Source organism: Kitasatospora sp. NPDC058184 (genome assembly GCF_042883725.1).
Taxonomy (GTDB): domain Bacteria; phylum Actinomycetota; class Actinomycetes; order Streptomycetales; family Streptomycetaceae; genus Kitasatospora.
In genome coordinates, this window is record NZ_JBHVVE010000005.1 from 315049 (window position 1) to 338840 (window position 23792).

Genomic DNA, 23792 nt, shown 5'->3' on the forward strand with positions numbered 1-23792 from the left:
CGCGGACGGCCACCGTGCCTCCTTAGCTCAGCTGGCCAGAGCACCGCTCTTGTAAAGCGGGGGTCGTCGGTTCGAACCCGACAGGGGGCTCGTCGTACGGAGGGCCAGTTCGCCGGGGTGATCCGGGAGAGCTGGCCCTTCGTCGTTGTTGTGGTCCTGCTCGGGCTGTGCCACGGGCGTGCCAGAAGCGTCCGGTGTGCCGGACGTCGTGGAAGTGGATGTCCGGGGAGACACCGGCCTTGGCCTTGGCGGCTCCTGGAGAACCCGGGTGCGGCGAAGCTGCCCGATCGAGGAGGGAACCACCCGCTCAGCCCGAAGTGTGCCGGCGGCGCTCGGCACTGTCGACCTTGGTCCGGACGGGACATCCGCCGAAACAGCGCCGCCGCCCGGTGTACAGCCGTAGGCTTCGCACAAACTTCGTGATCATCCTCAGGGGGGCCTGCATGAGTGACTACGTTGACCACGCCAACGCTGCCCGCGCGTACCTGGACCGGCTGCCAAAGCATGTGTCGCCCGATGCTCTCGTCGGAGCCGCGAAGATCGAGGCGTACCTCGCGTTCGCCGCCATCCTCGCGCGCCATCTTGAAGCCCCGGCCGACAGGTCCCGTCCGGCCCAGTAGCGGGGGTCGTCGGTTCGAACCCGACAGGGGGCTCCGGGCAGAACGGGAAGGGCCGGTCCGACGGGTTGTCGGGCCGGCCCTTCCGTCGTGTCCGGGGTCAGTTCGGGGGGAGGGTGAGGGTGGCGAGGGCGCCGCCGGCGGGGTGGTTGGCGAAGGTCAGGGTGGCGCCGATGACGCGGGCGTGGCCGGTGGCGATGGTGAGGCCGAGGCCGTGGCCGCGGCCGCGTTCGGGGGCGTTGGTGCGGAAGCGCTGCGGGCCGTGGCGGAGGAGGTCCTCGGGGTAGCCGGGGCCGTGGTCGCGGACGGTGATCCGCGGGCCGTCGACGTGCAGGTGGACCGGGCCGGTGCCGTGGCGGTGGGCGTTGAGGATGAGGTTGCCGAGGATGCGGTCCAGTCGGCGCAGGTCGGTGCGGACCTGCCGGTCGGCGGTGATCTCGACGGTGACGTCCAGGCCGGTGAGGGTGACGGTGCGGCGGGCCGCGCGTTCGAGGGGGACGGCGGAGAGGTCGGGGGACTCGGCGTCGGCGTCCAGGCGGGAGACCTCCAGCAGGTCCTCGACCAGGCCGCGCAGTGCCTGGACCCGGTTCTGCACGAGCTGGGTGGGGCGGCCGGGCGGCAGGAGTTCGGCGGCGGTGACGAGGCCGGTGAGCGGGGTGCGCAGTTCGTGGGCGACGTCCGCGGTGAAGCGCTGCTCGTCCTCCAGCCGGCGGTGCAGGGTGCGGGACATCAGGTCGACGGCGGCGGCGAGGTCGGCGACCTCGTCCTTGCCGTCGACGAGTTCGCCGATCCGGGTGTCCGTCCCGCCGGCCGCGATGCCGCGGGCGGCGGTGGCCGCGGTGCGCAGCCGGCGGCTGATCCGGTCGGCGACGAGCACGCCGGCCAGCACGGTGGTGAAGACCGCGGCGACGACGGTGAGCAGGATGATCCGGTCCAGGTCGGCGATGGCCTGGCGGTCCTGGGTGAAGTCCACCCGGACGGACACCACCCCGTCCGGCACCGGGCCGGCCGCCCACATCGACTCGCCGGTGCCGTCGGCGACGAGCAGCGAGCCGTGCCGGTCGCCGGCGGTGAGGGCGCGCAGCCGCTCGGGCAGCGCCGGGTCGTTCAGGACGGCGCCCCGGCCGACCGCCTTCCCGCCGCCGCGCTCGTAGTCGTTCAAGGCGGAGTCGAGGGTGGCGAGCGAGGAGGAGCGGGCCTGGTCGACGTGCTGGCGGATCATCGCCTGGTGGACCAGCAGGCCGACGGCCACCGCGACCAGGACGGCGATGGCGGCGACGGCGGCGGCGATCTGGCGGCGCAGGGTCATGCCGGGCGCCGCAGCTTGTAGCCGAAGCCGCGGACGGTCTCGATCCGGCCGGAGCCGATCTTGGCGCGCAGCCGCTGCACGTGGACGTCCACGACCCGGGTGTCGGCGCCCCACTCGTAGTCCCAGACGCGTTCGAGCAGGGTGGAGCGCTCCAGCACGATCCCGGGCGCGGCGCTGAACTCCAGCAGCAGCCGCAGTTCGGTGGGAGTGAGCGGGACGAGGCGGTCGTCCACCCGGACCTCCATGCTGTCGGTGTCCACCCGGAGGCCGTCGAAGCTGCGGACGGACGGAAGGGTGGGCGGGGACGGCGGAGCGGGCGACAGGGCGGGCGGGGACGGCGAGGACTGCGGGGGCGGAGCGAACGGGGACGGCGGGGCGTCGGCCGCCGGGGCGACCGGGACGCGGCGCAGCACCGTACGGATCCGGGCGACCAGGACGGCGCTCTCGAAGGGCTTGACCACGTAGTCGTCTGCCCCGGCCTCCAGCCCGGAGACCACGTCCACCGGGTCGGTCCGGGCGGACATCATCAGGATCGGCAGCTGGCTCTCCTCCCGGATCCGGCGGCAGAGGCCGACCCCGTCGAGCAGCGGCAGCATGACGTCCAGCAGGAGCAGGTCGGGCCGGACGGCGTGGAAGGCCTCCAGGCCCTCCAGGCCGTCGGCGGCGGTGGTGACCGGGAAGCCGTAGCGCTCCAGGGCCATCCGGGTGGCCTCGCGGATCACCTCGTCGTCCTCGACCAGGAGGATGTGCGGGTGGGCGGGGGTGGCGGCGGGGGTCATCGCTTCGCTTCCGGGAGCACGGCGGGGACGGAGGGCGCGACGGGCGCGACGGACGCGCCGGGCACGGAGGGGGCGGAGGGCACGGAGGACGGCCGGGCGCCGCGCGGGGACGGGACGGCGGCCTCGGGGGCCGCCTGCTTCGGCGCGTACGGGGCGGGGCGGGGCGCCGGTCCGGGGTCGGGTACGGCGGTGACCGGCCGGCCGGCGTCCGGGCCGGTGGACGGGAGCGGTATGACGCCCTCGTCCCTGCGTTCGTTCAGGGTGAGCCTCTTGCCGTCCCACGCGTAGTGGCTGGTGGTCCGGGCGTCGACGCTGGTCGGCTCGATCAGCCACAGGTCGGTGCCGATGGTCGAGGCGTTGAACGCCGGCTGGACCCGCACCCGGAGGACGGGCAGCAGTCGGTCCTCGGCGAGGGCGTAGACGTGCAGCACGGCCCGCCCGGGGGTGGTGACGACGGTGATCAGCTCGGGCTGCCCGTCGCCGGTGAGGTCGCGGAACTCCGGGGCGCGGACCTCGCAGCCGGCGCAGGAGCCGAGTGCCTGGCGCTCCTCCTGGTCGACGTCCGGGTCCTTGGCGAGGACGGTGCGGACGTCGACCGCGGTGATGTCGCGCCCGGGGACGGTCACGTCCGGTACGGGCTGCGGCGGTTCCTGGGTGGTGTCGGTCGCGGACGCGGCCGGCGGCGGGGAGGTGGGCAGGTCCGGCCAGAGCGGCTGGGACACCGCCGGCGGCCTGACGGCCCGGGCCGGGCCCTGGTCGCGCAGCTCGCCGGGGGTGGCCCGGCCGAAGGCCAGGGCGGCGAGGGCGAGGACGACGACCAGGCCGGCCAGGGCGGCCACCGGGACGGCGCCGGGACGGCGGCGGGGTGGTGGGGGTGCTGTTGCTGCCACGGTCGGTGCTCGTCCTCCTGCCGGGCCTGCGCTGTCCGCGCTGCCTGCTCTGCCTGCGTCCACGGCGACGGTCCGGCTCGTCGCCTCCCGTCGCCGCCCCGGTGGTAGGTCGTGCGGGCGGTGGCCGGCGGTTCCCCGACGGCGGTTCGTGCACCGTCAGGCCAGGTCCGCCAGCACGATGATGTTGTCCGTCCAGTGGCCGTCCGAGCCGATCCGGCCACCGCAGGTGATCAGCCGGAGCGCGGGCGCGGGCGTGTCGCCGTACACCTGCTCGGTCGGGAAGCGGTCCTTGGCGGCCTGGAGCAGCTCGCGGACCTTGAAGTCCACGGTGCCGCCGTCCGCGCGCCGGATCCGGATGAGGTCGCCGGGGCGCAGTTTCGGCAGCTGCTTGAAGACCGCCGGGCCGTGCACGGTGTCGTAGTGCCCGATGAGCACGGCGGGGCCGGCTTCGCCGGGGGTGGGGCCGTTGCGGTACCAGCCGACCTCCTCGCCCCGGTCGGCCGGCGGCACCTCGACCGTGCCGTCGGGGTTGAGGCCGAGGTCGGTCACCGGTGCGTCCACTCCGACGGAGGGCACCAGCAGGCGGGTCGGCGGCGAGGAGGCGTACGGCTTCGGGGCGGCGGGTGCGGTGCCGGTCGTGGCCGGGGCGCCCGGGGTGCCCGGGGCCGCCGGGGTGTCGGCGCCGGTGCCGTGCCCGGAGGTCTCGACCCGTACCACCGGGGTCTCCCGGCCGGACAGCGCGAGCGAGGTGCCGAGCACCAGGCAGAGCAGGCCCGCGGTGCCGAAGGCGGTACGGCGCAGCGGGCCGGGGCCGGGCCGGGCGGCGCGTCGGCGCCCCCGCCGGTGGCCCGGGGCGCGTCGGTGGCTGTCGGTCCCCGCCACCGGGGCGGCCCCGGCGCCGCTTCCCCGACTGGCCGGGTACGGGGAAGCGGCGCCGGGGTGCCCGGCGGACTCGGGACCGGTGTCAGCCGCGCGCACCGGAGCGGCGGCGCAGGAGGGCGAAGCCCAGGCCCGCGGCGCCGACGGCCGCGACGGTGCCGCCACCGGCGAGCATCAGGCCGGAACCGTCGGAGGCGGTGGAGCCGTCACCGGCCTGCGCGGCGCCCTTGGGCACCTCGCGGACCTGCGGCTGGGCGCCGCCGGGGGCGGCCGGGGCCGGGGCGGCGCCCTTCGGGGCGGCCACGGCCGGCGAGGCCTCGGGCTTCGGGGCGGCGGAGGGCGCGGCGGGCGCGGGCGGGGCGGTCCGCACCGCGGCGTCGCCGGCCGGGGCGGCGGAGGGCGCGGCCGGCTTCGGCGCGCCGTCGGCCCAGGCCTGCCCGCCGGTGACGGTGGCCAGCAGCGCGGCGCCGGTCAGGGCGCAGGCGGCCAGGACGCGGCGGGCGGGGGAGTGGTGGGTACGGCTCCTGCTCATACGGGGTGTCTCCATCGTGCGTCGGTCGGTGGGTGGTGGCCGCCGGTCCGCGGTGCGGTCCGCGGTGCGGTTCGCGGGCCCCGGCGAGCCGGTGTCGCGGGACGTCCGTCGTCGGCGCCGGACGCGTACGTCCTCGTCGCGGACGCCCTCCGGCCGCTTCACCCGGTTCGACGGGTTCGGCCGGTGGCGTCGGGGATGACGCTAGGAGGGCCGTGTCGCGGTCCTCGGCCGGTCGTGTCACGGCCGCCCATCGGCTGCGTAACGGCGCGGACGGGGCCGCCGGAAAGCCCGACGCTGCCGCCACCCCCGCCCTGCCCTACGGCCCTGCCCTACCGCCCCGATCGCAGGCGGCGGAGCGTCCAGCCCGGGCCGAGCGGCCGGGTGTGGGCGGTGAAGAGTTCGGCGGCGCGGCGGTAGGAGAGGCGGGCGTGGCCGGTGTACGGGCAGCGGTCGCGGTCGGGGGTGCCGGCGGGGGCGCGGCGGTCGGTGAGGAAGAGCGGGCCGGTGGCGCGGCCGGCGACCAGGAGGGGGAGCAGCCGGGCGGTGCCGGACTGCCAGTGCACCGGGGTGCCGGGCGGGCGGGTGCGGCGGTGGGGCGGGTCGAGGTGGTCGGTGTCCAGGGCGAGGACGGTCTCGATCGCGGCGCCGGACTCGTGCAGCAGGTGCCAGAGCGCCTGCTCGCGCAGCGGCGCGCGGAGGGCGAACAGGGCGCGCAGTTCCTCGGGGCTCAACGGGCCGGTGGCCGTGGCGGGTTCGGGCAGTGGGCGGGGGAGCAGGCCGGTGGTCGGGTCGCCGTCGAGCCAGCCGCGGGCCCGCCACCAGGCCACGGCCGCGCGCAGGGTGGAGAGCTCCCGGTTGAGGGTGCGCGGGTCGGTGTCGGCGCCGCGCCGGGCGGCCGCGGCGCGGAGCCGCTCGGCGGCGTCGGGGTGGTCGAGCAGGGCGAGCGGCAGGACGGGCGGCCGGGCCCGTCGCCGTTCGGGGCCGGTGGGGGCGGGCCGGTCGGAGAGTGCCCAGGCCCAGGTGTCCAGTGCGATCCGGTAGATCCGCCGGGAGCCGTCGGCGAGCCCGGAGGCGGCCAGGTAGCGCTCGACGGCGACGGCGTATTCGACCGGTGGGAGTGCTGTCGCGGTTCCTGTCACGATCGCCTTCTTCCGAAGTGTCCAAGTGCCGCAGTAAATAACTGTTCCGGGACGCCTGAACCATAGTCGCTGGGCGCAGTAAATGGCAGGTGAAGAGCCATAGAGGTGTGAATTTACTGCGGTAGAGCGAATCCTCGTCGAATTGATTCCCAAAGGCTCAACTTTTTTCCCGCAATCCCTTGAATCCGCCCTCCGTCGACGCGCAGACTTTCTGCACATGGCAGTGCAGACCGAACGGATCCCGGCCCGTCGAAGGCGCCTGGGAGACCGGCTCGCCGTGTTCGGCGAGCGCGAGTTCACGTGGTTCTTCCTGGGGTACACGACCTCCCTGATCGGCTCCTCGATGGCGCCGGTCGCGGTCGCCTTCGCGGTGCTCGACGGCGGTGGTGGTGGAAGCGGCAACGGCGGGGGCGGCACCGCCCTGGGGTGGGTGATGGCGGCCCGGATCCTCCCCGTGGTGCTGGTGCTGCTGGCCGGCGGGGCGATCGCGGACCGGATCGGCAGCCGCCGGGTGATGCTGGGCTCGGACCTGTTGCGCGGCGTGGTCCAGGCGCTGTTCGCCGGGCTGCTGGCGGCCGGGCACGCCCCGGTCTGGGCGATGGTCGCGCTGGTGGCGGTCTGGGGGGTCGGCGAGGGGCTGTTCATGCCGGCCTTCGGCGCGATCGTGCCCGACCTGGTGCGCCGTACGGGACTGGTGGCGGACGCCAACGCCCTGCTGGGGCTGGCCCGTTCGGTGTCCACCGTGGTCGGCCCCGCCACCGCCGGCCTGGTCACCGCCGCCTGGGGCCCGGCGACGGTGCTGCTGGCCGACGCGGTGACGTACGGCGTCGGCGCCTTCGCGCTGGCCGGGCTGCGACTGCCGGTACGGGCGGCGGCCGGCGAGGGCTCGATGGTCCGGGACCTGCGGGCCGGCTGGTCGGAGTTCGCCTCCCGCCCGTGGCTGTGGATCACCACCGTGCAGATGGGCCTGTTCAACCTGCTGGTCTGGGCCCCCTTCCTGGTGCTCGGCCCGCTGCTCGCGCAGCGGGACCTCGGCGGCGCCCGCGCCTGGGGCCTGGTGATGGGCGTCTACGGCGTCGGCGCGGTGCTGGGCGGCCTGCTGGTGCTCGGCCGGTCGCCGGCCCGCCCGCTCGCGGTGGCGTCCCTGGCGGCGCTGGCCTGGGCGCTGCCCTCCGCGGCGCTCGCGGCCGGGACGGGGCTGCCCTGGGTGGCCGCCGGCGCGCTGGTGGCCGGGGTCGGCTCGGCGGTCTGCGGGACGCTCTACGGCACCACCACCCAGAAGTGGGTGCCGGTGGAACTGCTCGGCCGGGTGACGGCCTTCGGCGTGCTGGGCTCCTTCGCCCTCGGCCCGCTCGGGCTGGCGGCGGCCGGTCCGCTGGCGGGCCGGTTCGGCGCGGACACCGTGCTGCTGATCGGAGCGGTCTGGCAACTGGCGGCCGGGGCCGTAGTGTTGGCCGTACCGGCGGTACGTGACCGTCGCTGGGAGGAGGGCCCGGACAGCTGACCAACCCCTCGGACGGCTCCGGGGCGCACCCCCGGCCCACCGCGCACCGCGCCCGGCCGGCCCCGGAGCGCAACCGGCTGCCCCACCCGCGCACGTACGCCTCCGCGGCGGGCGGGGCGGCCGACCCGGTCGTACGGTGGAGGACGGGGGTGACGGAGGAGGTCGATCATGCCCGGCTCGCTCACCATCAGCCATCACGGGTCCGCGGTCACCCTGGACCACGCGGACGCGGAGCGGCTCGCCACCGTACTGGCGGACCTGGCGTACCTGCTGGAGATCCCGGGGCCGAACCGGATCAACGACGAACAGCTCGCCGTGCTGTGCGAGGGCCGCGCCCCGGACCGCGCCGAGCTGGTGCACTGGTGCGCGTCGAACGCGCGCGGACTGAAGGGGCAGTTCTGACCGGAGCCGCCCGGGCCCGGGCCGCGGACCGTCCGCACCCGGGCCGCCCGCCGGAGCCCTCGGCCCGTTCGCCGGAGCCCGTTGTCCGCCCGCCTGAGCCCGCTGCCGGCCCGCCCGAGCCCGTGGATCGCGCGCCGTGGCCTGTCGGCCGCCCGCCGTACGATGGCGCGCGGGGCGGGGACGCCCCCCGGACGCCGGGGTGGCCGGCGGCCGGTCCGGCGGAGGGTGGGGGCCCGAACGTGCCGCAGTCCTGGTCGATGTCCTGGCTGACCGTGCCCACGCCGCTGCCCAGCGGGCCGATGCACATCGCGGTGACCCCGCTCGGTGTGGTGTCGGCCGGCTACCGGGGGCCGCGCGAGGGCGAGGCGCCGCCGTGCACCGACGAGTCGAAGATCGCCGCCGTGACCGACCGGATCGGCGCCTACCTGGCGGGCCGCACCCGCGACCTGGGCCTGCCGATCGACTGGAGCCTGAGCTCGGGCCCGCACCGCGCGGTGCTGCAGGCGCTCTGGCGCGAGGTGCCGTACGGCCGGACCATCACCTACGGCGAACTGGCCGCCCGCAGCGGGGTGTTCGAGGACGTGACGGAGCCCGGCCTGGCCGCCCGCACGGTCGGGCAGATGATGGCCGCCAACCCCGTCCCCCTGCTGGTGCCCTGCCACCGGGTGGTGGCGGCGGACGGGATCGGCGGCTTCGGCGGCGGCCGGGTCGGGATCGAGGTGAAGCGCTGGCTGCTCACGCTGGAGGGCGTGCTGGAGCCGACCCTCGACTGGAACGGCCCGCTCTAGGGCCGCGGCCGTTCACCGGTGCAGCGCCCGGACCAGTGACACCCGTCCCGGCGCCCGGCGCTGCAGCACCGGCCGGATGCCGGACACCAGCGTGTACTCGATGCCGCGCACGTCCGGTTCCGCCCCCGGGTACTCCGGCCGCTCCCCGAGTGCCAGCCGCACCGCGTCCCACGGCAGGTTGAGGCCGCACAGCCGCAGCTGGTGGAGCCCGGCGGCGGGGCGGGTGTTGACGTCGATGACCACCGGCCGGCCGTCGAAGCGGCGGAACTGCACGTTGGACAGGTACGCCATGCCGGTCGCCCGGACCAGCCGCCGGACCGGGTCCAGGTAGCACTCCTCGGTGGTGAAGCCGCGGCGGCGGCCCTCCTTGGTGCGCCCGACCGCGGTGAGCGGGCCGCCGTCCCGGTCGGCGAGGCAGTCCACCGAGACCTCCGGTCCGTCCAGGTACGGCATCACCAGCAGGTCCACCGGCTCGCCGTCCGGACCGCCCTCGGCCAGTGCCGCGGCCACCTGATCGACCTGCACCCGGTGGTCCCAGCCGGTCAGCCGCCGCGCTCCGTACGGTTCCCGGGTGAGCACCCGGAAGCCGGCGCCGCCCGCACCGGCGGTGGGTTTGAGGCAGGCGGTGTGCCCGGCGTCCTCGATCCGCTCGACGGCGTCCCACAGCTCGCCGGGGGTGCGCACCCGCCACCAGGGCGGGGTGGGCAGGCCGGCCCCGGCGATCACCGCGTAGCCGTCGGCCTTGCTGGTGAAGGCCGCTATCGCGGTGGCCGGCGGGCAGAGCAGCGCGGTGCCGATCGCCTCGAACTCCGGCCGGGCGAGGGCGATGGCGAGCTGGTGCAGCTGCGGGACGAAGACGTCGACGGCGTGCCGGGCGCAGTAGTCCAGCGCGTAGCCGACGTAGCCGTCCGCCGGCAGGTCGGCCGGCTCGGCGCTGCCGTGGTCGGCGGCGGCGAGCACGGGGGAGTCCGGGTCGCCGTGGGTCGCGTGGACCACCACCGGGCGCGGGGCGGCGCGCAGTTGTTCGATGAAGAAGACGTTCTCGGCGTAGGTGCGGTTCAGCCAGACACGTACGGGTGCACTCATGTGACCCTCTCGGGAAGAGAGTTGACGAAGGGTCAGGGCACCCTAGCGGCCTGTTCGAACGGTCCGGACGGCGGGGGCGCCGCCTGTGGATCGTGGCGCGGGGTGGCGCGGTTCGGGGCGCGGATGGGGGAGGATGGGGCGCCGCGCTCCGAGTTGTTCGAATTGACGGTCGAACAGATATCGATCGGGTGATCTATTCGTACTATTTGTTTAGGCATTCCGAACCACTCGAACGAGTGATTGCGGGGCACCCTCGACAGGGCCCACCATGAAGCTGCAACACGCATGTGCAAGGCGACACTTCATCGGGATATGCGAAGGGCTCCCCCATGTCGACCGAAACCAATGCCGGAATTCCCGCGCCCAGTGCGCAGTCGGAGATCCGGCAGCAGCAGAGTCTGAGCACGGCCGGCGCGCGGAACCTCGCGACGACCACCAAGTCCGCGCCCCAGATGCAGGGCATCAGCCCGCGCTGGCTGCTCAGGAAGCTGCCCTGGGTGCAGGTGTCCGGCGGCACCTACCGGGTGAACCGCCGCCTGCGCCACTCGGTCGGCCGCGGCCGGGTGGGTTTCGTCAAGACCGGTGCCGAGGTGCGGATCGTCGCGCCCACGCTGGCCGAGGTGCCGGTGCTGCGCGGGTTCCAGGACGAGGCCGTGCTGGAGGAGCTGGCCTCGCGCTTCGTGCAGCGGGAGTTCGCCCCGGGCGACGTGCTGGTCCAGGCCGGCGCCCCGATCACCGAGGTGTTCCTGATCGCGCACGGCAAGCTCGACCGGCTGGGAACCGGCAAGTACGGCGAGGAGACGGTCGTCGGCACCCTCGCCGACGGCGACCACCTCGGCGACGAGGCGGTCCGGCAGGACGGCGGCGCCTGGCCGTACACCGTCCGCGCCGCGACGGCCGGCACCGTGATGACGCTGTCCTGGCCCGCCTTCCAGGAGCTGCACGACCGCTCCGAGGCGCTCCAGCTCCAGATCATCGAATACCTGAACGGCTTCCAGCAGGCGCAGAACAAGCACGGCGAGGCCGCGATCGACCTCTCCGCCGGCCACCAGGGCGAGTACGAGCTGCCCGGCGCCTTCGTGGACTACGAGCTCAAGCCGCGCGAGTACGAGCTCAGCGTCGCGCAGACCATCCTCAAGGTGCACAGCCGGGTCGCCGACCTCTACAACCAGCCGATGAACCAGACCGAGCACCAGCTGCGGCTGACCATCGAGGCCCTGCGCGAGCGCCAGGAGCACGAGCTCGTCAACAACCCCGACTTCGGGCTGCTCGGCAACGCCGCGTACGACCAGCGCTTCCAGACCCACTCCGGCCCGCCCACCCCGGACGACATGGACGAGCTGCTCAGCCGCCGCCGCGGCACCAAGCTGTTCCTGGCCCACCCCCGGGCCATCGCCGCCTTCGGCCGGGAGCTCAACAAGCGCGGCCTCTACCCGGACACGGTCGAGGTCGACGGCAAGCAGATCCAGTCCTGGCGCGGCGTCCCGGTCTTCCCGTGCAACAAGATCCCGATCGTCGGGAGCACCAGCTCGATCCTCGCGATGCGCATCGGCGAGGACAACCAGGGCGTCATCGGCCTCCACCAGACCGGAATTCCGGACGAATACCAGCCGAGCCTTTCGGTGCGGTTCATGGGAATCGACGACAAGGCCATCATTTCCTACCTGGTGAGCGCCTACTACTCCGCCGCGATCCTGGTGCCGGACGCGGTCGGCGTCCTGGAGAACGTGGACATCGCGCAGTACTGACGGTTCGCACGGCCGGTCGCGGCGCCGCGCCGTCGTGCCGTCCGTCGGGGCCGCCCATCCGGCCCCGGCGGACGGCGGCCCCGGCGCGTACGGACCCGGCCGGTACGACCCCGGCGCGTACCGACCCTGCCGGTACGACCCTGGTGCGTACCGACCCCGCCGGCACGGGCCCGGCCGGGGCGAGGCGCGACCGCGCCCGGCACCGCAGCGCAACTCCGGTCCGCCGTCGGCGGGCCGTCCCACGACAGGCGCCCGACAGGGGGAGAGACCCATGACGAGTCCCACGCTGGAGCGGGACCACAAAGAGGGGCACGAGGCGGCGGACATCCTCGCCCGGACCCGCGCCCTGGTCGACCCGGTCCTGCGGGCCGCCGTCGACTCGCTGCCCGGCACCATGCGCAAGGTGTCCGGCTACCACTTCGGCTGGTGGGAGGCGGACGGCACCCCCGCCGAGGCCCCCGCCGGCAAGGCGATCCGGCCGGCCATGGTCCTCGCCGCCACCCAGGCCCTGGGCGGCAGGCCCAACGAGGCCGTCGCCGCGGCCGCCGCGGTGGAGCTGGTGCACAACTTCACCCTGCTCCACGACGACGTCATCGACCGGGACGACACCCGGCGCCACCGGCCCACCGCCTGGCGGGTGTTCGGCACCACCGAGGCCATCCTGGCCGGCGACGCCATGCACTCCCTCGCGCTGCGCCTGCTCGCCGAGGACACCCACCCGGCCGCCCAGGGCTCGATCCGCCGGCTCGCCGACTGCGTGGTCGAGCTCTGCGAGGGCCAGCAGATCGACTGCGCCTTCGAGCGGCGCGACGACGTCTCGCTGCCCGAGTGCCTGGCGATGGCGGAGGCCAAGACCGGCGCGCTGCTCGGCGCGGCCTGCTCGATGGGCGCCCTGTACGGGGGTGCCTCCGAGGAGGCGGCGCAGGCGCTGGACGGCTTCGGCCGGGAGATCGGCCTGGCCTTCCAGCTGATCGACGACCTGATCGGCATCTGGGGGGATCCGGCGGTCACCGGCAAGCCGGTCGGCGCGGACCTGGTCGCCCGGAAGAAGTCGCTGCCGGTGGTCGCGGCGCTGGGGTCCGGCACCGTGGACGGCAAGCGGCTGGCCGAGCTGTACGCGATCGAACGCCCGCTGAGCCCCGAGGAGTTGGCGCGGTGCGCGGCGGCCGTCGAGGCGGCCGGCGGGCGTGGCTGGGCGCAGGGCGAGTCCTGCGAGCGGATGGCCACGGCGATGGCGCAGCTGGCCGCCGCGGTCCCGGAGCCGGCCGCGGCCGACGAGCTGCTGGCGCTCGCCGAGCTGGTCACCCGCCGTACGCACTGAGCGGGCCGCCCGGGCCGGATGCGTCCCCGGGCCTTTCCCCGGTGTCTCCCCGGGAGTGGGAAGTCGGCCCGGCCGGCTTCCCACTCCCGGCCGCTTCCACGGCCCGGCCGACCTCGCCGTCAGCCGAAGGCGGCCAACAGCCGCCGCTCCTTGGCGGGTTCGATGCCGTGCCGCACCGCCGCCCCCGGCCGCCCCTTGCGCCCCTCGGCGTCGGTGTCCTCGACCGGCTCGCGCGTCCGCAGCCACTCCCAGGTGTCCCGCGCCGTCTCGGCGAACGGTCGGCAGCGCAGCCCGGCCGCCTCCGCCCGGCCGGTGTCGGCCAGCCAGACGCCCGCCAGCTCGGGCAGGTCCGGTGCCCAGAGCGGGAGTTCGGTCCACCAGTCGACCCGGTCCGGCCCCTCGGCGAGCAGCGGCCCGTCCGGGACCCGGACCAGCTCGGTGTCCGCGGCGCCCGCCACCTCCCGGCAGGTCTCCAGCCACTCGCCGAAGCGGAGCCGCCCCGGCGGCGCCGTCGTGACGAACCGCCCCGCCGTCCCGGCCGTCAGCAGGTCCAGCCCGAAGCCGGCGAAGTCCCGGACGTCGATCACCTGCATGGTCCGCCGCGGATCCCCCGGGGCGAGCACCCGCCCGCCGCGCGCCATCCGCTCCAGCCACCAGGGCAGCCGGCCGCCGAACTCGTACGGCCCGACGAGCAGCCCGCTGTTCAGCACCAGCGTGCGCCCGGCGCCGAACCCCGCCAGCACGGCGCGCTCGCAGCCGGCCTTCAGGGCGTTGCCGGGCGGCTGGTCGGGCGGGGTGTCGGCGGGGCAGGGGTGCGGCGCGGAACCCTCATCGACCACGTGGGCGGGCCAGTCGGCGAAGGCGTGCACGGAGGAGACGAAGGTGTAGTGCCCGGCCCGCTCGCGCAGCAGTCGGGCGCTGAGCGCGGCCTGGGCGGGGCTGCTGGGCGGAGGTGTCGACGACGGCGTCCCAGCCGCGGCCGTCGACCAGCCGGGCGAGCTCCCCGGCGCTGTCGCGGTCGCCCCGGACGGCCTCGACACCGGGCAGGTCGGCGGCGCTGCGGCCGCGGTTGAAGGTGGTCACCCGGTGGCCCCTGGCGAGGGCCTCGGCAGCGTAGGCCCGTCCGAGGAAGGACGAGCCCCCAAGCAGGATGATCTTCATGCCGACGACCCTCTCCCGGCCGCCCCGCCGGTACGCCCGGATCAGCGCTCAGCAGATCCCGGCGGGCGGAAGCCGCGCGGCTTCCGGTCCGACATGCCGCCCCACCCGGCCCCGCTTAGCATCCGAGGTGTACCGCGGTCGGCGACCGCACCCCGGCCCGGTGCGCGCCCCGCACGGCGGACCCGCCCGCCGCGCCGGCACCGACGGCCCGCCGGCGTCGAGCGTCCCACCGGTGCCGTGCCGGCGGCGCCGCCCCCGCCGACCGGCTGCCCGCCCCGGACGAAGGACCCGTGATGAACCAGCCCGAGCTGGAGGCCCTGGCCGCCGACGCGTACGTCTACGGCTACCCGCTGGTCGCCGGCCTCACCATGGTCGAGCGCTTCGACCGCGGTGGCCTGGGCACCCTGCCGGCGGCGCCGTTCAACCACCTCAGCCACGCCACCCGGCTGGCCGGTCCGGCCGACCGCTTCGTCTCGGTCAACAACGACACGGTCTACTCGATCGCCCAGCTCGACCTCTCCGAGGGCCCGCAGGTGCTGCGCGTCCCGGACACCGCCGGCGCCTACTACGTGCTGCAGATCATCGACGCCTGGACGGACAACGTCGCCTACCTCGGCCGCCGGGCCACCGGCACCGGCGCGCAGACCTGGCTGATCGTCCCGCCCGGCTGGCACGGCACCCCCTCGGACCCCGACCGGGTGATCGAACTGCCGACCACCGTCGGCACCCTCGTCGGCCGCTTCGCCTGCGCCGGCCCGGACGACTTCCCCCGGGTCCGGGCCCTCCAGGCCGCCCTCGAACTGGAACCGCTGGAACCCGGAGGCCTGGTCGCCGGACTCCCCGAACCGGACGCGGACGTCCCCGAGCGGCTGGCCTTCTTCGAGCGGCTGCGGGTCTGGATGCAGGCCTTCCCGCCCGCCACCGCCGACATCGAGTACCAGCGCCGCTTCGCCCCGCTCGGCCTGCTCGACGACGGTGCCTCGCCGTACCGCGCGGCCGCCGCCGAATGGACACTGGCGCTGGCCAAGGGCCTGGCCGCCGGCCGCGAACGGGTCGAGGACGCCACCCGCCCGCCCGAGGACCACCCGCCCGGCGAGTGGCGCAGCGCGCTCCACCTCTTCGACTACAACACCGACCACCTGGGCCCCGGCACCCTCGACGACCCCGAGTGGCGCATCCCCGACCGCCGCGCCGCCTACCTCAGCCGGGCCGCCGCCGCCCGGGCCGGCCTCTGGGGCAACCACGCCTACGAGGCCTCGTACGCGATGACCTACGACGACTCCGACGGCCGCCCCCTCACCGGCCTCCACGACTACACCCTGCGCTTCGACCAGCCGCCCCCGGCCGGGGCGTTCTGGTCCGTCACGATGTACTCCGTCCCGGACTACTACCTGGTGGAGAACCCGATCGACCGCTACTCGATCGGCGACCGCACCCCAGGACTGGTCCACGGCGAGGACGGCTCCCTCACCCTGACCCTCCGGCACGACCAGCCCGAGGACCCGACCGCCGCCGCCAACTGGCTCCCCACCCCACCCGGCGAGTTCCGCCCCATCCTCCGCATCTACCAACCCGAACCCGCCGTCCTTGACGGCACCTACCAAGTCCCCCCGATCCACCGCCTCTGACTCCCCCCGGGCCCACCCCGCCCCGCCGCCCCGGACAACCCGCTGGCACCCCGGCCCCTACCGCGCCCGCTGCGCCGCCGCCCCAGCTCCCACCCCGCAAGCCGCGCTGCCCCGTGACCCCGCCGCGCACACCCCGCCACCCGAGCTCCCACCCCCGCACGCCCCGCCACCCCCAGACCCCAACCCGCCAGCACCCCGGCCCCTACCGCGCACGCCCCACCGTCACCCCGGACCTACCACGCACGCTCCGCCGCGATCCCGGCTCCCACCCCGGGTCCCTGCTGCGCCCGCCCCGCCGCCACCCACCTCGGGCCCCACTCCGCACGCCCCGCCAGCACCTCGGATCCCGCCGCGCACGAGAAGTCGGGTGGGCCGACTTCTCGTGCGTTCCCGGTTTTGCGGGCGGAATTATGGCGGTCGGTCTACGTATTCGGCCCCTGGCCCGCCCTCGCCGCGCGCGAGAAGTCGGCCTGGTCGACTTCTCGCGCGCTCCCGGCTTCGGGCTGGCCGGTGAAATATGCAGGTCGGTCTACAAAACCAGCCAGGCTGGGCCCTGTTGCGCATGAGAAGTCGGCCGGGTCGACTTTTCGTGCATCCTCGGCCTGGGGCTCTGGAGAAGCACGCAGGTCGGTGTATTTGCCCGCTGGTGTTGCGCGGGAAGTCGGGTGGGCCGACTTCCTGTGCGGCCTTGCCGGCTACTGCGGGCGGGATTATGGCGGTCGGTCTACATATTCGGCCCCTGGCCCGCCCTCGCCGCGCGCGAGAAGTCGGCCAGGTCGACTTCTCGCGCGCCCGTGCCCTCCGGGTGCTGACCGGGAGGGAGGGCTGCCGCGTTGCGCGGGCCGTTAGTGCGGCGACGGGGAGGCCGTTGCCGTGCCTGTCGGATGTGGCGAGGAGCTCGTCGCTGTGCCCGAGGGGGACGGGGTGCTCGTCGGTGGGCCGGAGGGCGACGGGGACGCGGTGGGTGCCGCCGTGGGCGAGGTGGTGGTGGAACCGCTGGGCACCGGTGTCGCCGGCGTCGAGGACGGCGTCGACGACGGTGACGGATCGGCCGGGGAGGAGGCGGAGCCGCCTCGGTTGTGCGGCCCGCCCTCCAGGGTGACCACCGCCTGGGAGGGCGGCAGAGCGATCCGGGCGGTCCAGTGGGTCGTCGGCGCCTGGTCCTCGTCCACGGTGACGATCACGGTGATCCGCTGGCCGGGCGCCAGGGTGCCGGCGTCGCGGCTGAGCCGGAGCCAGCCGGCGTCCGTCACCGCGTGCCAACGGATCTCCGTGGCGCCGGAGTTGGTGAGGGTGAGGATGGTCCGGCTGCCGTACTCGCCGGCCTCGACGGTGAGCAGCCCGGCCGGGGCCGGCTCGCCGGTGCCCGTCGTGGAGGCCTGGTCGGCAGCCGGGGCCGGTGCGGCGACCAGGGTCGGGCTGCTGAGCGGGGTGGCGCCGTGGGCCGGGACCGGGATGGCCGCGCCCTGGAAGGTGAGCCGCGGAAATCCGGGAGGCAACGTTTCTGCATCGCTTCCGCGGGCACCGCCCGCGACCATCCCGGGCCCGGCCCCCGCCAGCTCCATCCCGGGCATGCCGGGCGCACCCGCCCCAGCCGGGCCGTCCACCGCGGGCCGGGGCCGCTGCCCGGTCGGCTGCCCGGCCGCGTCCACCCGTACCGCCGACACCGAGGCCGCCGACCCCGACCCGACACCGCCCCGGTGCCCGGCCCAGAGAGCGATCACCGGCGCCGCCAGTACGGCCGCCAGCACGCCGGTGGTCACCACCCGCCGACGCACCGCCAACCCGCGCCCCGCGTCCGGCGCCCGGTGCCGGGGGAAGCCGCTCTGGTCGAACCGCAGCCCCGGCTCCGCGCCCCGAGCACCCGCTACCCGAGGACCCACAGCCCGAGCAGCCGCCGCCGGAGCAGCCGCCCCGCCGGTGACCGCGGCAGCCCCGCCGGTGACCGCGACGTCCCCGAGGAGGTCCGCCGGAGCCCGCAGCAGCGCCAACCCGGACAGCCCCGCCGCCCCCGCCGTACCCTCCGCCGCCTCGCCCGCGGCCACCCGTTCCGCCGTCCCCCGGCAGGTCGGGCAGTCCACCACGTGCTGCACCAGCTCCCGGCGCAGCGCCGGGCCGAGCACCCAGTCCCGCCAGGACTCCGCCCCGGCCCCGCCGAGCCGGTCCAGTTCCGGGCAGCTGCCCACGCCGAGCACCAGCAGCGCCGCCCTGGTCCGGGCGACCTCGGCCTCGGCCGCGGCCAGCAGCGCGCGGGTCCGTTCGAACGGCTGGCCCAGTACGGCCGCCACTTCGAGCGGGGTCAGCCGGTGCCGGACGGACAGCTCCAGCGCCTCGCGCTGTTCCGGGTCGGTGCCGGCCGCCTCGGGCCAGGCGAGCGAGGAGAGCTCGCGCCGCCGCCGGGCCGCCTCGGCCTCGCCGGGCTCGGCCCGGGTGGTCAGCCTGGCCTCGGCACCGGTCGGACCCGGGGCGTCGCCGGCGAGCCGGCGCAGACAGCAGTACCGGGCGAGGGAGAACAGCCAGGCGCGCAGCAGCCCGGGCTCGGCCAGCCGGGCGCCGTGCCGTCGTGCCAGCTCGCGGACCTCGCGCAGGGCGTCGGCGGCCGCGTCGTGCTCGCAGAGCACCGAGAGGCAGTAGGTGAACAGGCCGTCCAGCTGCCGGTCGTACGCCGCGAGCACGGCGGCGGCCCGCACCCCGGCTGACCCGCCGGACCCGCCCGACCCGGCAGGTCTACCCGACCTGCCCGGCCTGACCGATCGGGTCGACCGGGCAGGCCCGTCCGGCCCCACAGTTCTCGTCGTCACCCGTCCGACGGTAGAGAACGCGGACGGCTGACCCCGGCCATTCGCCGCGTATGTACTTCTTTCGGGTAACAACATCGCCCATCTGTGTGGACGCGCGGCCGGCCCGCCCGCGGACCCTGGTCGTCGGCCCCGACCCGGACCCGGACGCTGCCGCCGTTGTCGGACCCGGACGCTACGGTGGGCGGCATGCCTCCGCGTTCCAAGACCACCGCCAAGCCCCGCCCGGCGTACCGCTGCACCGAGTGCGGCAACCAGCTGCCCAAGTGGGTCGGCCGCTGCCCGGAGTGCAACGCCTGGGGCACGGTCGAGGAGTACGGCGCGGTGCCGATCCGCACCACGGCCGCCGGCCCGGTCAGCGCGCCCGCCCGCCCGATCGCCCAGGTGGACGGCCAGGTCGCGACGGCCCGTTCGACGGGCGTGCCGGAGCTGGACCGGGTGCTCGGCGGCGGCCTGGTGCCCGGCGCGGTGGTGCTGCTGGCCGGCGAGCCCGGCGTCGGCAAGTCCACCCTGCTGCTGGACGTCGCCGCCAAGGCGGCCACCGCGCAGCACCGCACGCTCTACGTCACCGGCGAGGAGTCGGCCGGCCAGGTCCGGCTGCGCGCGGACCGGATCAACGCCCTCTCCGAGCACCTCTACCTCGCCGCCGAGCAGGATCTCGGCGCGGTGCTCGGGCACATCGAGGCGGTCAACCCCGGCCTGCTGATCCTGGACTCGGTGCAGACCATCGCCTCCGCCGAGCTGGACGGCGCCCCCGGCGGCCCGGCCCAGGTCCGCGAGGTGGCGGGCGCGCTGATCCGGGCGTCGAAGGAGCGCGGCATGGCCACCCTGCTGGTCGGCCACGTCACCAAGGACGGCCAGATCGCCGGTCCGCGCCTGTTGGAGCACCTGGTGGACGTGGTGCTGAGCTTCGAGGGCGACCGGCACGCCCGGCTGCGGCTGATCCGCGGGGTCAAGAACCGTTACGGCGCCACCGACGAGGTCGGCTGCTTCGAGCTGCACGACGAGGGCATCGTCGGCCTGGCCGACCCGTCCGGCCTCTTCCTGACCAGGCGTGACAAGCCCGTCCCGGGCACCTGCCTCACCGTCACCCTGGAGGGCAAGCGCCCGCTGGTGGCCGAGGTGCAGGCGCTGATGGTGGATTCGCAGATCCCCTCCCCGCGGCGCACCACCTCGGGCCTGGAGTCCCCCCGGATCGCGATGATCCTGGCCGTGGTCGAGCGGCACGGCGGGGTGAAGCTCGGCAAGCAGGACATCTACACCGCGACGGTCGGCGGGGTGAAGCTGACCGAGCCCTCCGCGGACCTCGCGGTGGCGCTCGCGGTGGCCAGCTCCTCCACCGACACCCCGCTGCCCAGCAACCTGGTGGCGATCGGCGAGGTCGGCCTGGCGGGCGAGGTACGGCGGGTGACGGGTGTGCAGCGGCGGCTCGCCGAGGCGCACCGGCTGGGCTTCACCCACGCCCTGGTCCCGCCGGACCCGGGCAAGGTGCCGCCGGGCATGAAGGTGGTCGAGGTGGCCGACATCGGCGAGGCGCTGCGGGCCATCCCGGGCCGCCGCCGTTCGGCCGCCAAGCCGCGCACCGAGCCGCGCGGTGAGGCACCGTCGGCGCCGCCGTCCCCGCGTTCCGCCCGGGCCGCGGACCGCCCGGCGGCGTACCCCGAGGAGCTGATGGACGGCTGGGAGCCGCTCGACTCCGACGAACTGCGCTGACCCAAGCCCTGCCGAGGCCACACACAGTTAGACTTTCCCCAGTCTCATTGGCCAGAAGGCAGTACCGAGCGGTACTGAGCGACAGAGCAACAGACCGCGGACCGGCGCACGGCGTGAGGCGCGCGGCACGGGTCGACCGGAGGAGTCACGTGGCAGCCAGCGACCGGGGGGCGGACAAGGCCTCCCGCGAGGAGGCCCTGCTGCGGGCCTCCCTCACCGCCATCGCGCCCGGTACCGCGCTTCGTGACGGTCTGGAGCGGGTCCTGCGGGCCAACACCGGCGGTCTGATCGTGCTGGGCTTCGACCGGACCGTCGAGTCCCTGTGCACCGGCGGCTTCGTCCTGGACGTCGAGTTCAGCGCCACCCGGCTGCGCGAGCTGTGCAAGCTGGACGGCGCGGTGGTGCTCGACAAGGACATCACCAAGATCGTCCGGGCCGGCGTGCACCTGATGCCGGACTCGACCATCCCGACCGACGAGACCGGCACCCGCCACCGCACCGCCGAGCGGGTCAACCGGCAGACGGGCTACCCGGTGGTCGCGGTCTCGCACTCGATGCGGCTGATCGCGATGTACGTCAACGGCACCCGCCGGGTCCTGGAGGACTCCACCACCGTCCTGTCCCGCGCCAACCAGGCGCTGGCCACCCTGGAGCGCTACAAGCTGCGCCTGGACGAGGTGGCCGGAACGCTCTCCGCGCTGGAGATCGAGGACCTGGTGACGGTCCGGGACGTCACCGCCGTGGCCCAGCGCCTGGAGATGGTCCGGCTGATCGCCACCGAGATCGCCGGCTACGTGCTGGAGCTCGGCATCGACGGCCGACTGCTCTCGCTCCAGCTGGACGAGCTGATCGCGGGCGTGGAGCCGGAGCGCGAGCTGGTCGCCCGGGACTACTTCCCGGAGCGGGCCGCCAAGAAGGGCCGGACGGTCACCGAGGTGCTGGCCGACCTGGAGGCGCTCACCCACGCCGAGCTGCTGGACCTCCAGACCGTCGCCAAGGCGCTCGGCTACTCGGGCTCGCCGGAGTCGCTGGACTCGGCCGTCTCGCCGCGCGGCTACCGCCTGCTGGCGAAGATCCCGCGCCTGCCCAACACGGTCATAGAGCGCCTGGTCGAGCACTTCGGCGGCCTCCAGAAGCTGCTCGCCGCGAGCATCGACGACCTGCAGACCGTCGAGGGCGTCGGCGAGACCCGCGCCCGCTCGGTCCGCGAGGGCCTGTCCCGCCTTGCCGAATCGTCCATCCTGGAGCGCTACGTCTGACCGGACGCGCCACCGTACGGACACCCGAACACCGCGACGGCCCCCGGGGGGAACCTCCCCGGGGGCCGTCGCACGTCCGCACCGCACCCCGGCCCGCCCCGCGCACCCCGCCCGCGTCCGCCCCCGCCCGCGTCCGCCGTCCGCCCCCGCCCGGCACCCCGGACACGGCGGAGCCCCCGGCCGAGCGACGGCCGGGGGCTCCGAAGGAAGGTGACCGGTTCTCAGCCGTCCAGCCGGATCGAGGCCCGCGCCGAGACCTTGTCCCCGGAGAGCCCGGTGAGCTCCGCGAGCACCACGTAGGTGCCGCTCGGCGGCGGCGTCTGGTCGGCGGTCGCGCACTGCGGCTTGCTGCGGCTGCGGTCCCAGGTGAAGGTCTCGGTCTGGTTGCCGTTCGCGCCGAGCTGCACCCAGATGCTGCCCTTGTCGGTCGGGCAGTCGCCGGAGGACCAGACCCGGTCGTTGTTGCTGCCGCTCACCGTGATCACGGAGGCGGTGCGGCCCAGGTCCACCCGGCAGTTGGTGCCGGAGGAGTTCTTGACCGTCAGCGCCAGCCGGGGCTTGTCCTTGGGCTGGTACGAGTTCTGGGTGCCGGCCAGCTCCAGCGCCACCTGCGAGGAGGCGCAGACCGGCAGCGCCATGACCTCGGGGGTGTTGACCGGCGGAGCGCCGCCGCCCGTACCGCCGGAGCCGCCCGTGCCGCCTCCGGTGCCGCCGCCGGTCGCCGGCGCGGCGCCGCCCCCGGGGGCCGGGTTGGCGCCGCCGGCGCCGGTGCCGCCGCTGAGGTTGACCTCGGTGCCGCCACCGCCCGCCACCGGTCCGCCCCCGGAGCCGCCGCCCGGGCGCGCCGCGGGGCCGCTCGGTGAGGCGCCGGGCGTGATCGCCTGAGCCGGTGTCTGGTTCTGGGACTGGGAGGGAACGGCCTGTGCGGCGTTGCCCGGTGAGCCGCCGTCACCGCCCCCGCCCTGATCGATCATCAGCCAGGCGATCAGGGCGACGACCGCCGCGACGGCGACGAGCACGATGACGCGCCGACGCCAGTAGATCGAGGCCGGCAGTGGTCCGACGGGTTGACGCAGAGAAGGCACGACCAAACTCTACGAGACTGTGTGTGGCGATTGACTCACCAACACCGCACAGTCGCCCCTTCCTTCACATGATCCGCCATTTGATCCGTTCGAGCGAGCCCCAATCGGACGATTTCCGGTCGGTCCGCCGGTCGGTCCGGAGCAGACTGATCCACTTCGGCCCGGTCGGCGGGCATGGGAGGATCGAAGGGCCATGACTGCCATCACCACCCCTGCCACCGCCGCCGACGCCGCCCGGCCGCCGATGCCCCTGCCGCTGTTCCACTCGACCGTCCTGGACTGGTACGAGGCGAGCAAGCGGGACCTGCCCTGGCGGACCCCCGACGCGACGCCCTGGGCGGTCATGGTGAGCGAGTTCATGCTCCAGCAGACCCCGGTCAAGCGCGTGCTGCCCGCCTGGGAGGCCTGGCTCACCCGCTGGCCGACCCCGGCCGACCTCGCCGCCGACGCGCCCGGCGAGGCGGTCCGGATGTGGGGCCGGCTGGGCTACCCGCGCCGGGCGCTGCGCTTGCACGCGGCCGCGGTGGCGATCACCGAGCAGCACGACGGCGAGGTCCCGGACGACCACGCCACCCTGCTCTCGCTGCCCGGCGTGGGGGAGTACACCGCCGCCGCCGTCGCCTCCTTCGCCTTCCGCCAGCGGCACGTGGTGCTGGACACCAACGTCCGCCGGGTCTTCGCCCGCGCGGTGACCGGCGTCGAGTACCCGGCCCAGGCCACCACCGCCGCCGAGCGCCGCACCGCCACCGCGCTGCTGCCGGACGACGCCGAGACGGCCGCCACCTGGGCGGTCGGCGTGATGGAGCTGGGCGCGCTGGTCTGCACCGCCCGCGGCCCGGAGTGCGGGGACTGCCCGCTGTTCACCACCTGCGCCTGGCAGCGGGCCGGCCGCCCGCCGTACGAGGGCCCGGCCCGGCGCGGCCAGTCCTACGAGGGGACGGACCGCCAGGTGCGCGGCAAGCTGCTCGCGGTGCTGCGCGAGGCGCACGGAACGGTGCCGCAGGCCCGGCTGGACGCGGTCTGGCCGGACTCGGTGCAGCGGGCCCGGGCGCTGGACGGCCTGGTGGCGGACGGCCTGGTCGAGCCGGTCGAGCAGGGCGTCTACCGGCTGCCCCAGTAGGCGGCGGAACACGAAGGCGCCCCCGGGAGAGGAC

Annotated in this window: 21 protein-coding genes and 1 tRNA gene; 11 read left to right on the top strand and 11 right to left on the bottom strand. The window is 75.3% G+C overall.

Annotation, left to right across the window (positions count from 1 at the left end; genetic code table 11):
- The first annotated feature begins 16 nt into the window (after positions 1–16).
- Both ACFVXH_RS12190 and ACFVXH_RS12195 read left to right on the top strand, forming a co-directional pair.
- Positions 17–90: transfer RNA gene (locus ACFVXH_RS12190), tRNA-Thr, on the top strand.
- Between the two features lie 353 nt (positions 91–443).
- A complete protein-coding gene (locus tag ACFVXH_RS12195) occupies positions 444–620 on the top strand; it encodes a hypothetical protein (RefSeq protein WP_158077680.1) in 177 nt (58 codons plus the stop codon).
- Between the two features lie 97 nt (positions 621–717).
- On the opposite strand, the gene ACFVXH_RS12200 is transcribed toward ACFVXH_RS12195, so the two are convergent.
- The 6 genes from ACFVXH_RS12200 to ACFVXH_RS12225 all read right to left on the bottom strand — a co-directional run bounded on the left by ACFVXH_RS12200 (position 718) and on the right by ACFVXH_RS12225 (position 6145).
- Positions 718–1926, bottom strand: a complete 1209-nt coding sequence (locus tag ACFVXH_RS12200) for a sensor histidine kinase (RefSeq protein ID WP_387822654.1) — start codon at positions 1924–1926, stop codon at positions 718–720.
- Positions 1923–2705, bottom strand: coding sequence for a response regulator (locus ACFVXH_RS12205; protein ID WP_387822657.1), 783 nt, complete (start codon positions 2703–2705; stop codon positions 1923–1925). The genes ACFVXH_RS12200 and ACFVXH_RS12205 overlap by 4 nt, the downstream gene beginning before the upstream one ends.
- Complete coding sequence (locus ACFVXH_RS12210) at positions 2702–3595, bottom strand: hypothetical protein (RefSeq protein WP_387822659.1); 894 nt, start codon at positions 3593–3595, stop codon at positions 2702–2704. The genes ACFVXH_RS12205 and ACFVXH_RS12210 overlap by 4 nt, the downstream gene beginning before the upstream one ends.
- A 156-nt stretch (positions 3596–3751) precedes the next feature.
- Entirely contained in the window at positions 3752–4477 is a 726-nt protein-coding gene (locus ACFVXH_RS12215; protein WP_387822662.1) for a class F sortase, read from the bottom strand.
- An 82-nt stretch (positions 4478–4559) separates the two neighbouring features.
- Positions 4560–5006 carry a hypothetical protein gene (locus ACFVXH_RS12220; protein WP_079271955.1) on the bottom strand — a complete coding sequence of 149 codons (447 nt, stop codon included), beginning with the start codon at positions 5004–5006 and terminating at the stop codon, positions 4560–4562.
- A gap of 329 nt (positions 5007–5335) precedes the next feature.
- Positions 5336–6145, bottom strand: a complete 810-nt coding sequence (locus ACFVXH_RS12225) for a hypothetical protein (RefSeq protein WP_387822665.1) — start codon at positions 6143–6145, stop codon at positions 5336–5338.
- Between the two features lie 217 nt (positions 6146–6362).
- On the opposite strand from ACFVXH_RS12225, the gene ACFVXH_RS12230 reads away from it, so the two are divergent.
- The 3 genes from ACFVXH_RS12230 (at position 6363) to ACFVXH_RS12240 (ending at position 8839) form a co-directional block, all read left to right on the top strand.
- Positions 6363–7649 carry an MFS transporter gene (locus ACFVXH_RS12230; protein WP_387822668.1) on the top strand — a complete coding sequence of 429 codons (1287 nt, stop codon included), beginning with the start codon at positions 6363–6365 and terminating at the stop codon, positions 7647–7649.
- Between the two features lie 168 nt (positions 7650–7817).
- Positions 7818–8051: a hypothetical protein gene (locus ACFVXH_RS12235; RefSeq protein ID WP_049661653.1), complete on the top strand. Its 234-nt coding sequence runs from the start codon at positions 7818–7820 to the stop codon at positions 8049–8051.
- Between the two features lie 239 nt (positions 8052–8290).
- Positions 8291–8839, top strand: a complete 549-nt coding sequence (locus ACFVXH_RS12240; RefSeq protein WP_387822671.1) for a methylated-DNA--[protein]-cysteine S-methyltransferase — start codon at positions 8291–8293, stop codon at positions 8837–8839.
- Between the two features lie 12 nt (positions 8840–8851).
- Here ACFVXH_RS12240 and ACFVXH_RS12245 read toward each other — a convergent pair whose 3' ends face one another.
- Positions 8852–9925 carry an ATP-grasp domain-containing protein gene (locus ACFVXH_RS12245; RefSeq protein WP_117488360.1) on the bottom strand — a complete coding sequence of 358 codons (1074 nt, stop codon included), beginning with the start codon at positions 9923–9925 and terminating at the stop codon, positions 8852–8854.
- Positions 9926–10254: 329 nt separating this feature from the next.
- Between ACFVXH_RS12245 and ACFVXH_RS12250 the strand changes: the two genes are divergently transcribed.
- Positions 10255–11673 carry a family 2B encapsulin nanocompartment shell protein gene (locus ACFVXH_RS12250; RefSeq protein WP_074001715.1) on the top strand — a complete coding sequence of 473 codons (1419 nt, stop codon included), beginning with the start codon at positions 10255–10257 and terminating at the stop codon, positions 11671–11673.
- A gap of 271 nt (positions 11674–11944) precedes the next feature.
- Entirely contained in the window at positions 11945–12994 is a 1050-nt protein-coding gene (locus tag ACFVXH_RS12255; protein WP_380742683.1) for a family 2 encapsulin nanocompartment cargo protein polyprenyl transferase, read from the top strand.
- Positions 12995–13113: 119 nt separating this feature from the next.
- On the opposite strand, the gene ACFVXH_RS12260 is transcribed toward ACFVXH_RS12255, so the two are convergent.
- Both ACFVXH_RS12260 and ACFVXH_RS12265 read right to left on the bottom strand, forming a co-directional pair.
- A complete protein-coding gene (locus tag ACFVXH_RS12260) occupies positions 13114–13863 on the bottom strand; it encodes an NAD-dependent epimerase (RefSeq protein WP_387822676.1) in 750 nt (249 codons plus the stop codon).
- Positions 13823–14155, bottom strand: coding sequence for an NAD-dependent epimerase/dehydratase family protein (locus ACFVXH_RS12265; RefSeq protein ID WP_387822679.1), 333 nt, complete (start codon positions 14153–14155; stop codon positions 13823–13825). Before ACFVXH_RS12265 ends, ACFVXH_RS12260 begins: the two co-directional genes overlap by 41 nt.
- A 293-nt stretch (positions 14156–14448) precedes the next feature.
- Between ACFVXH_RS12265 and ACFVXH_RS12270 the strand changes: the two genes are divergently transcribed.
- Positions 14449–15783, top strand: a complete 1335-nt coding sequence (locus ACFVXH_RS12270; RefSeq protein ID WP_117488356.1) for a DUF1254 domain-containing protein — start codon at positions 14449–14451, stop codon at positions 15781–15783.
- A gap of 845 nt (positions 15784–16628) precedes the next feature.
- On the opposite strand, the gene ACFVXH_RS12275 is transcribed toward ACFVXH_RS12270, so the two are convergent.
- Positions 16629–18473 carry a sigma-70 family RNA polymerase sigma factor gene (locus ACFVXH_RS12275; RefSeq protein ID WP_387822683.1) on the bottom strand — a complete coding sequence of 615 codons (1845 nt, stop codon included), beginning with the start codon at positions 18471–18473 and terminating at the stop codon, positions 16629–16631.
- 297 nt (positions 18474–18770) lie between these two features.
- Between ACFVXH_RS12275 and radA the strand changes: the two genes are divergently transcribed.
- Both radA and disA read left to right on the top strand, forming a co-directional pair.
- Positions 18771–20294 (top strand): DNA repair protein RadA, encoded by a 1524-nt coding sequence (radA, locus tag ACFVXH_RS12280; protein WP_375877325.1) that lies wholly within the window; start codon positions 18771–18773, stop codon positions 20292–20294.
- Between the two features lie 200 nt (positions 20295–20494).
- Positions 20495–21553 carry a DNA integrity scanning diadenylate cyclase DisA gene (gene disA / locus ACFVXH_RS12285; RefSeq protein ID WP_049659060.1) on the top strand — a complete coding sequence of 353 codons (1059 nt, stop codon included), beginning with the start codon at positions 20495–20497 and terminating at the stop codon, positions 21551–21553.
- 221 nt (positions 21554–21774) lie between these two features.
- Here disA and ACFVXH_RS12290 read toward each other — a convergent pair whose 3' ends face one another.
- Positions 21775–22638, bottom strand: a complete 864-nt coding sequence (locus tag ACFVXH_RS12290; protein ID WP_074001711.1) for a hypothetical protein — start codon at positions 22636–22638, stop codon at positions 21775–21777.
- Between the two features lie 193 nt (positions 22639–22831).
- Between ACFVXH_RS12290 and ACFVXH_RS12295 the strand changes: the two genes are divergently transcribed.
- Entirely contained in the window at positions 22832–23758 is a 927-nt protein-coding gene (locus tag ACFVXH_RS12295; RefSeq protein ID WP_375877324.1) for an A/G-specific adenine glycosylase, read from the top strand.
- Positions 23759–23792 lie beyond the last annotated feature (34 nt).

Coding starts and splice junctions, on each gene's coding strand:
- ACFVXH_RS12195 (WP_158077680.1), top strand. CDS start 444: ATGAGTGACTACGTTGACCACGCCAACGCTGCCCGCGCGTACCTGGAC.
- ACFVXH_RS12200 (WP_387822654.1), bottom strand. CDS start 1,926: ATGACCCTGCGCCGCCAGATCGCCGCCGCCGTCGCCGCCATCGCCGTC.
- ACFVXH_RS12205 (WP_387822657.1), bottom strand. CDS start 2,705: ATGACCCCCGCCGCCACCCCCGCCCACCCGCACATCCTCCTGGTCGAG.
- ACFVXH_RS12220 (WP_079271955.1), bottom strand. CDS start 5,006: ATGAGCAGGAGCCGTACCCACCACTCCCCCGCCCGCCGCGTCCTGGCC.
- ACFVXH_RS12230 (WP_387822668.1), top strand. CDS start 6,363: ATGGCAGTGCAGACCGAACGGATCCCGGCCCGTCGAAGGCGCCTGGGA.
- ACFVXH_RS12235 (WP_049661653.1), top strand. CDS start 7,818: ATGCCCGGCTCGCTCACCATCAGCCATCACGGGTCCGCGGTCACCCTG.
- ACFVXH_RS12245 (WP_117488360.1), bottom strand. CDS start 9,925: ATGAGTGCACCCGTACGTGTCTGGCTGAACCGCACCTACGCCGAGAAC.
- ACFVXH_RS12250 (WP_074001715.1), top strand. CDS start 10,255: ATGTCGACCGAAACCAATGCCGGAATTCCCGCGCCCAGTGCGCAGTCG.
- ACFVXH_RS12255 (WP_380742683.1), top strand. CDS start 11,945: ATGACGAGTCCCACGCTGGAGCGGGACCACAAAGAGGGGCACGAGGCG.
- ACFVXH_RS12265 (WP_387822679.1), bottom strand. CDS start 14,155: ATGAAGATCATCCTGCTTGGGGGCTCGTCCTTCCTCGGACGGGCCTAC.
- ACFVXH_RS12270 (WP_117488356.1), top strand. CDS start 14,449: ATGAACCAGCCCGAGCTGGAGGCCCTGGCCGCCGACGCGTACGTCTAC.
- radA (WP_375877325.1), top strand. CDS start 18,771: ATGCCTCCGCGTTCCAAGACCACCGCCAAGCCCCGCCCGGCGTACCGC.
- ACFVXH_RS12295 (WP_375877324.1), top strand. CDS start 22,832: ATGACTGCCATCACCACCCCTGCCACCGCCGCCGACGCCGCCCGGCCG.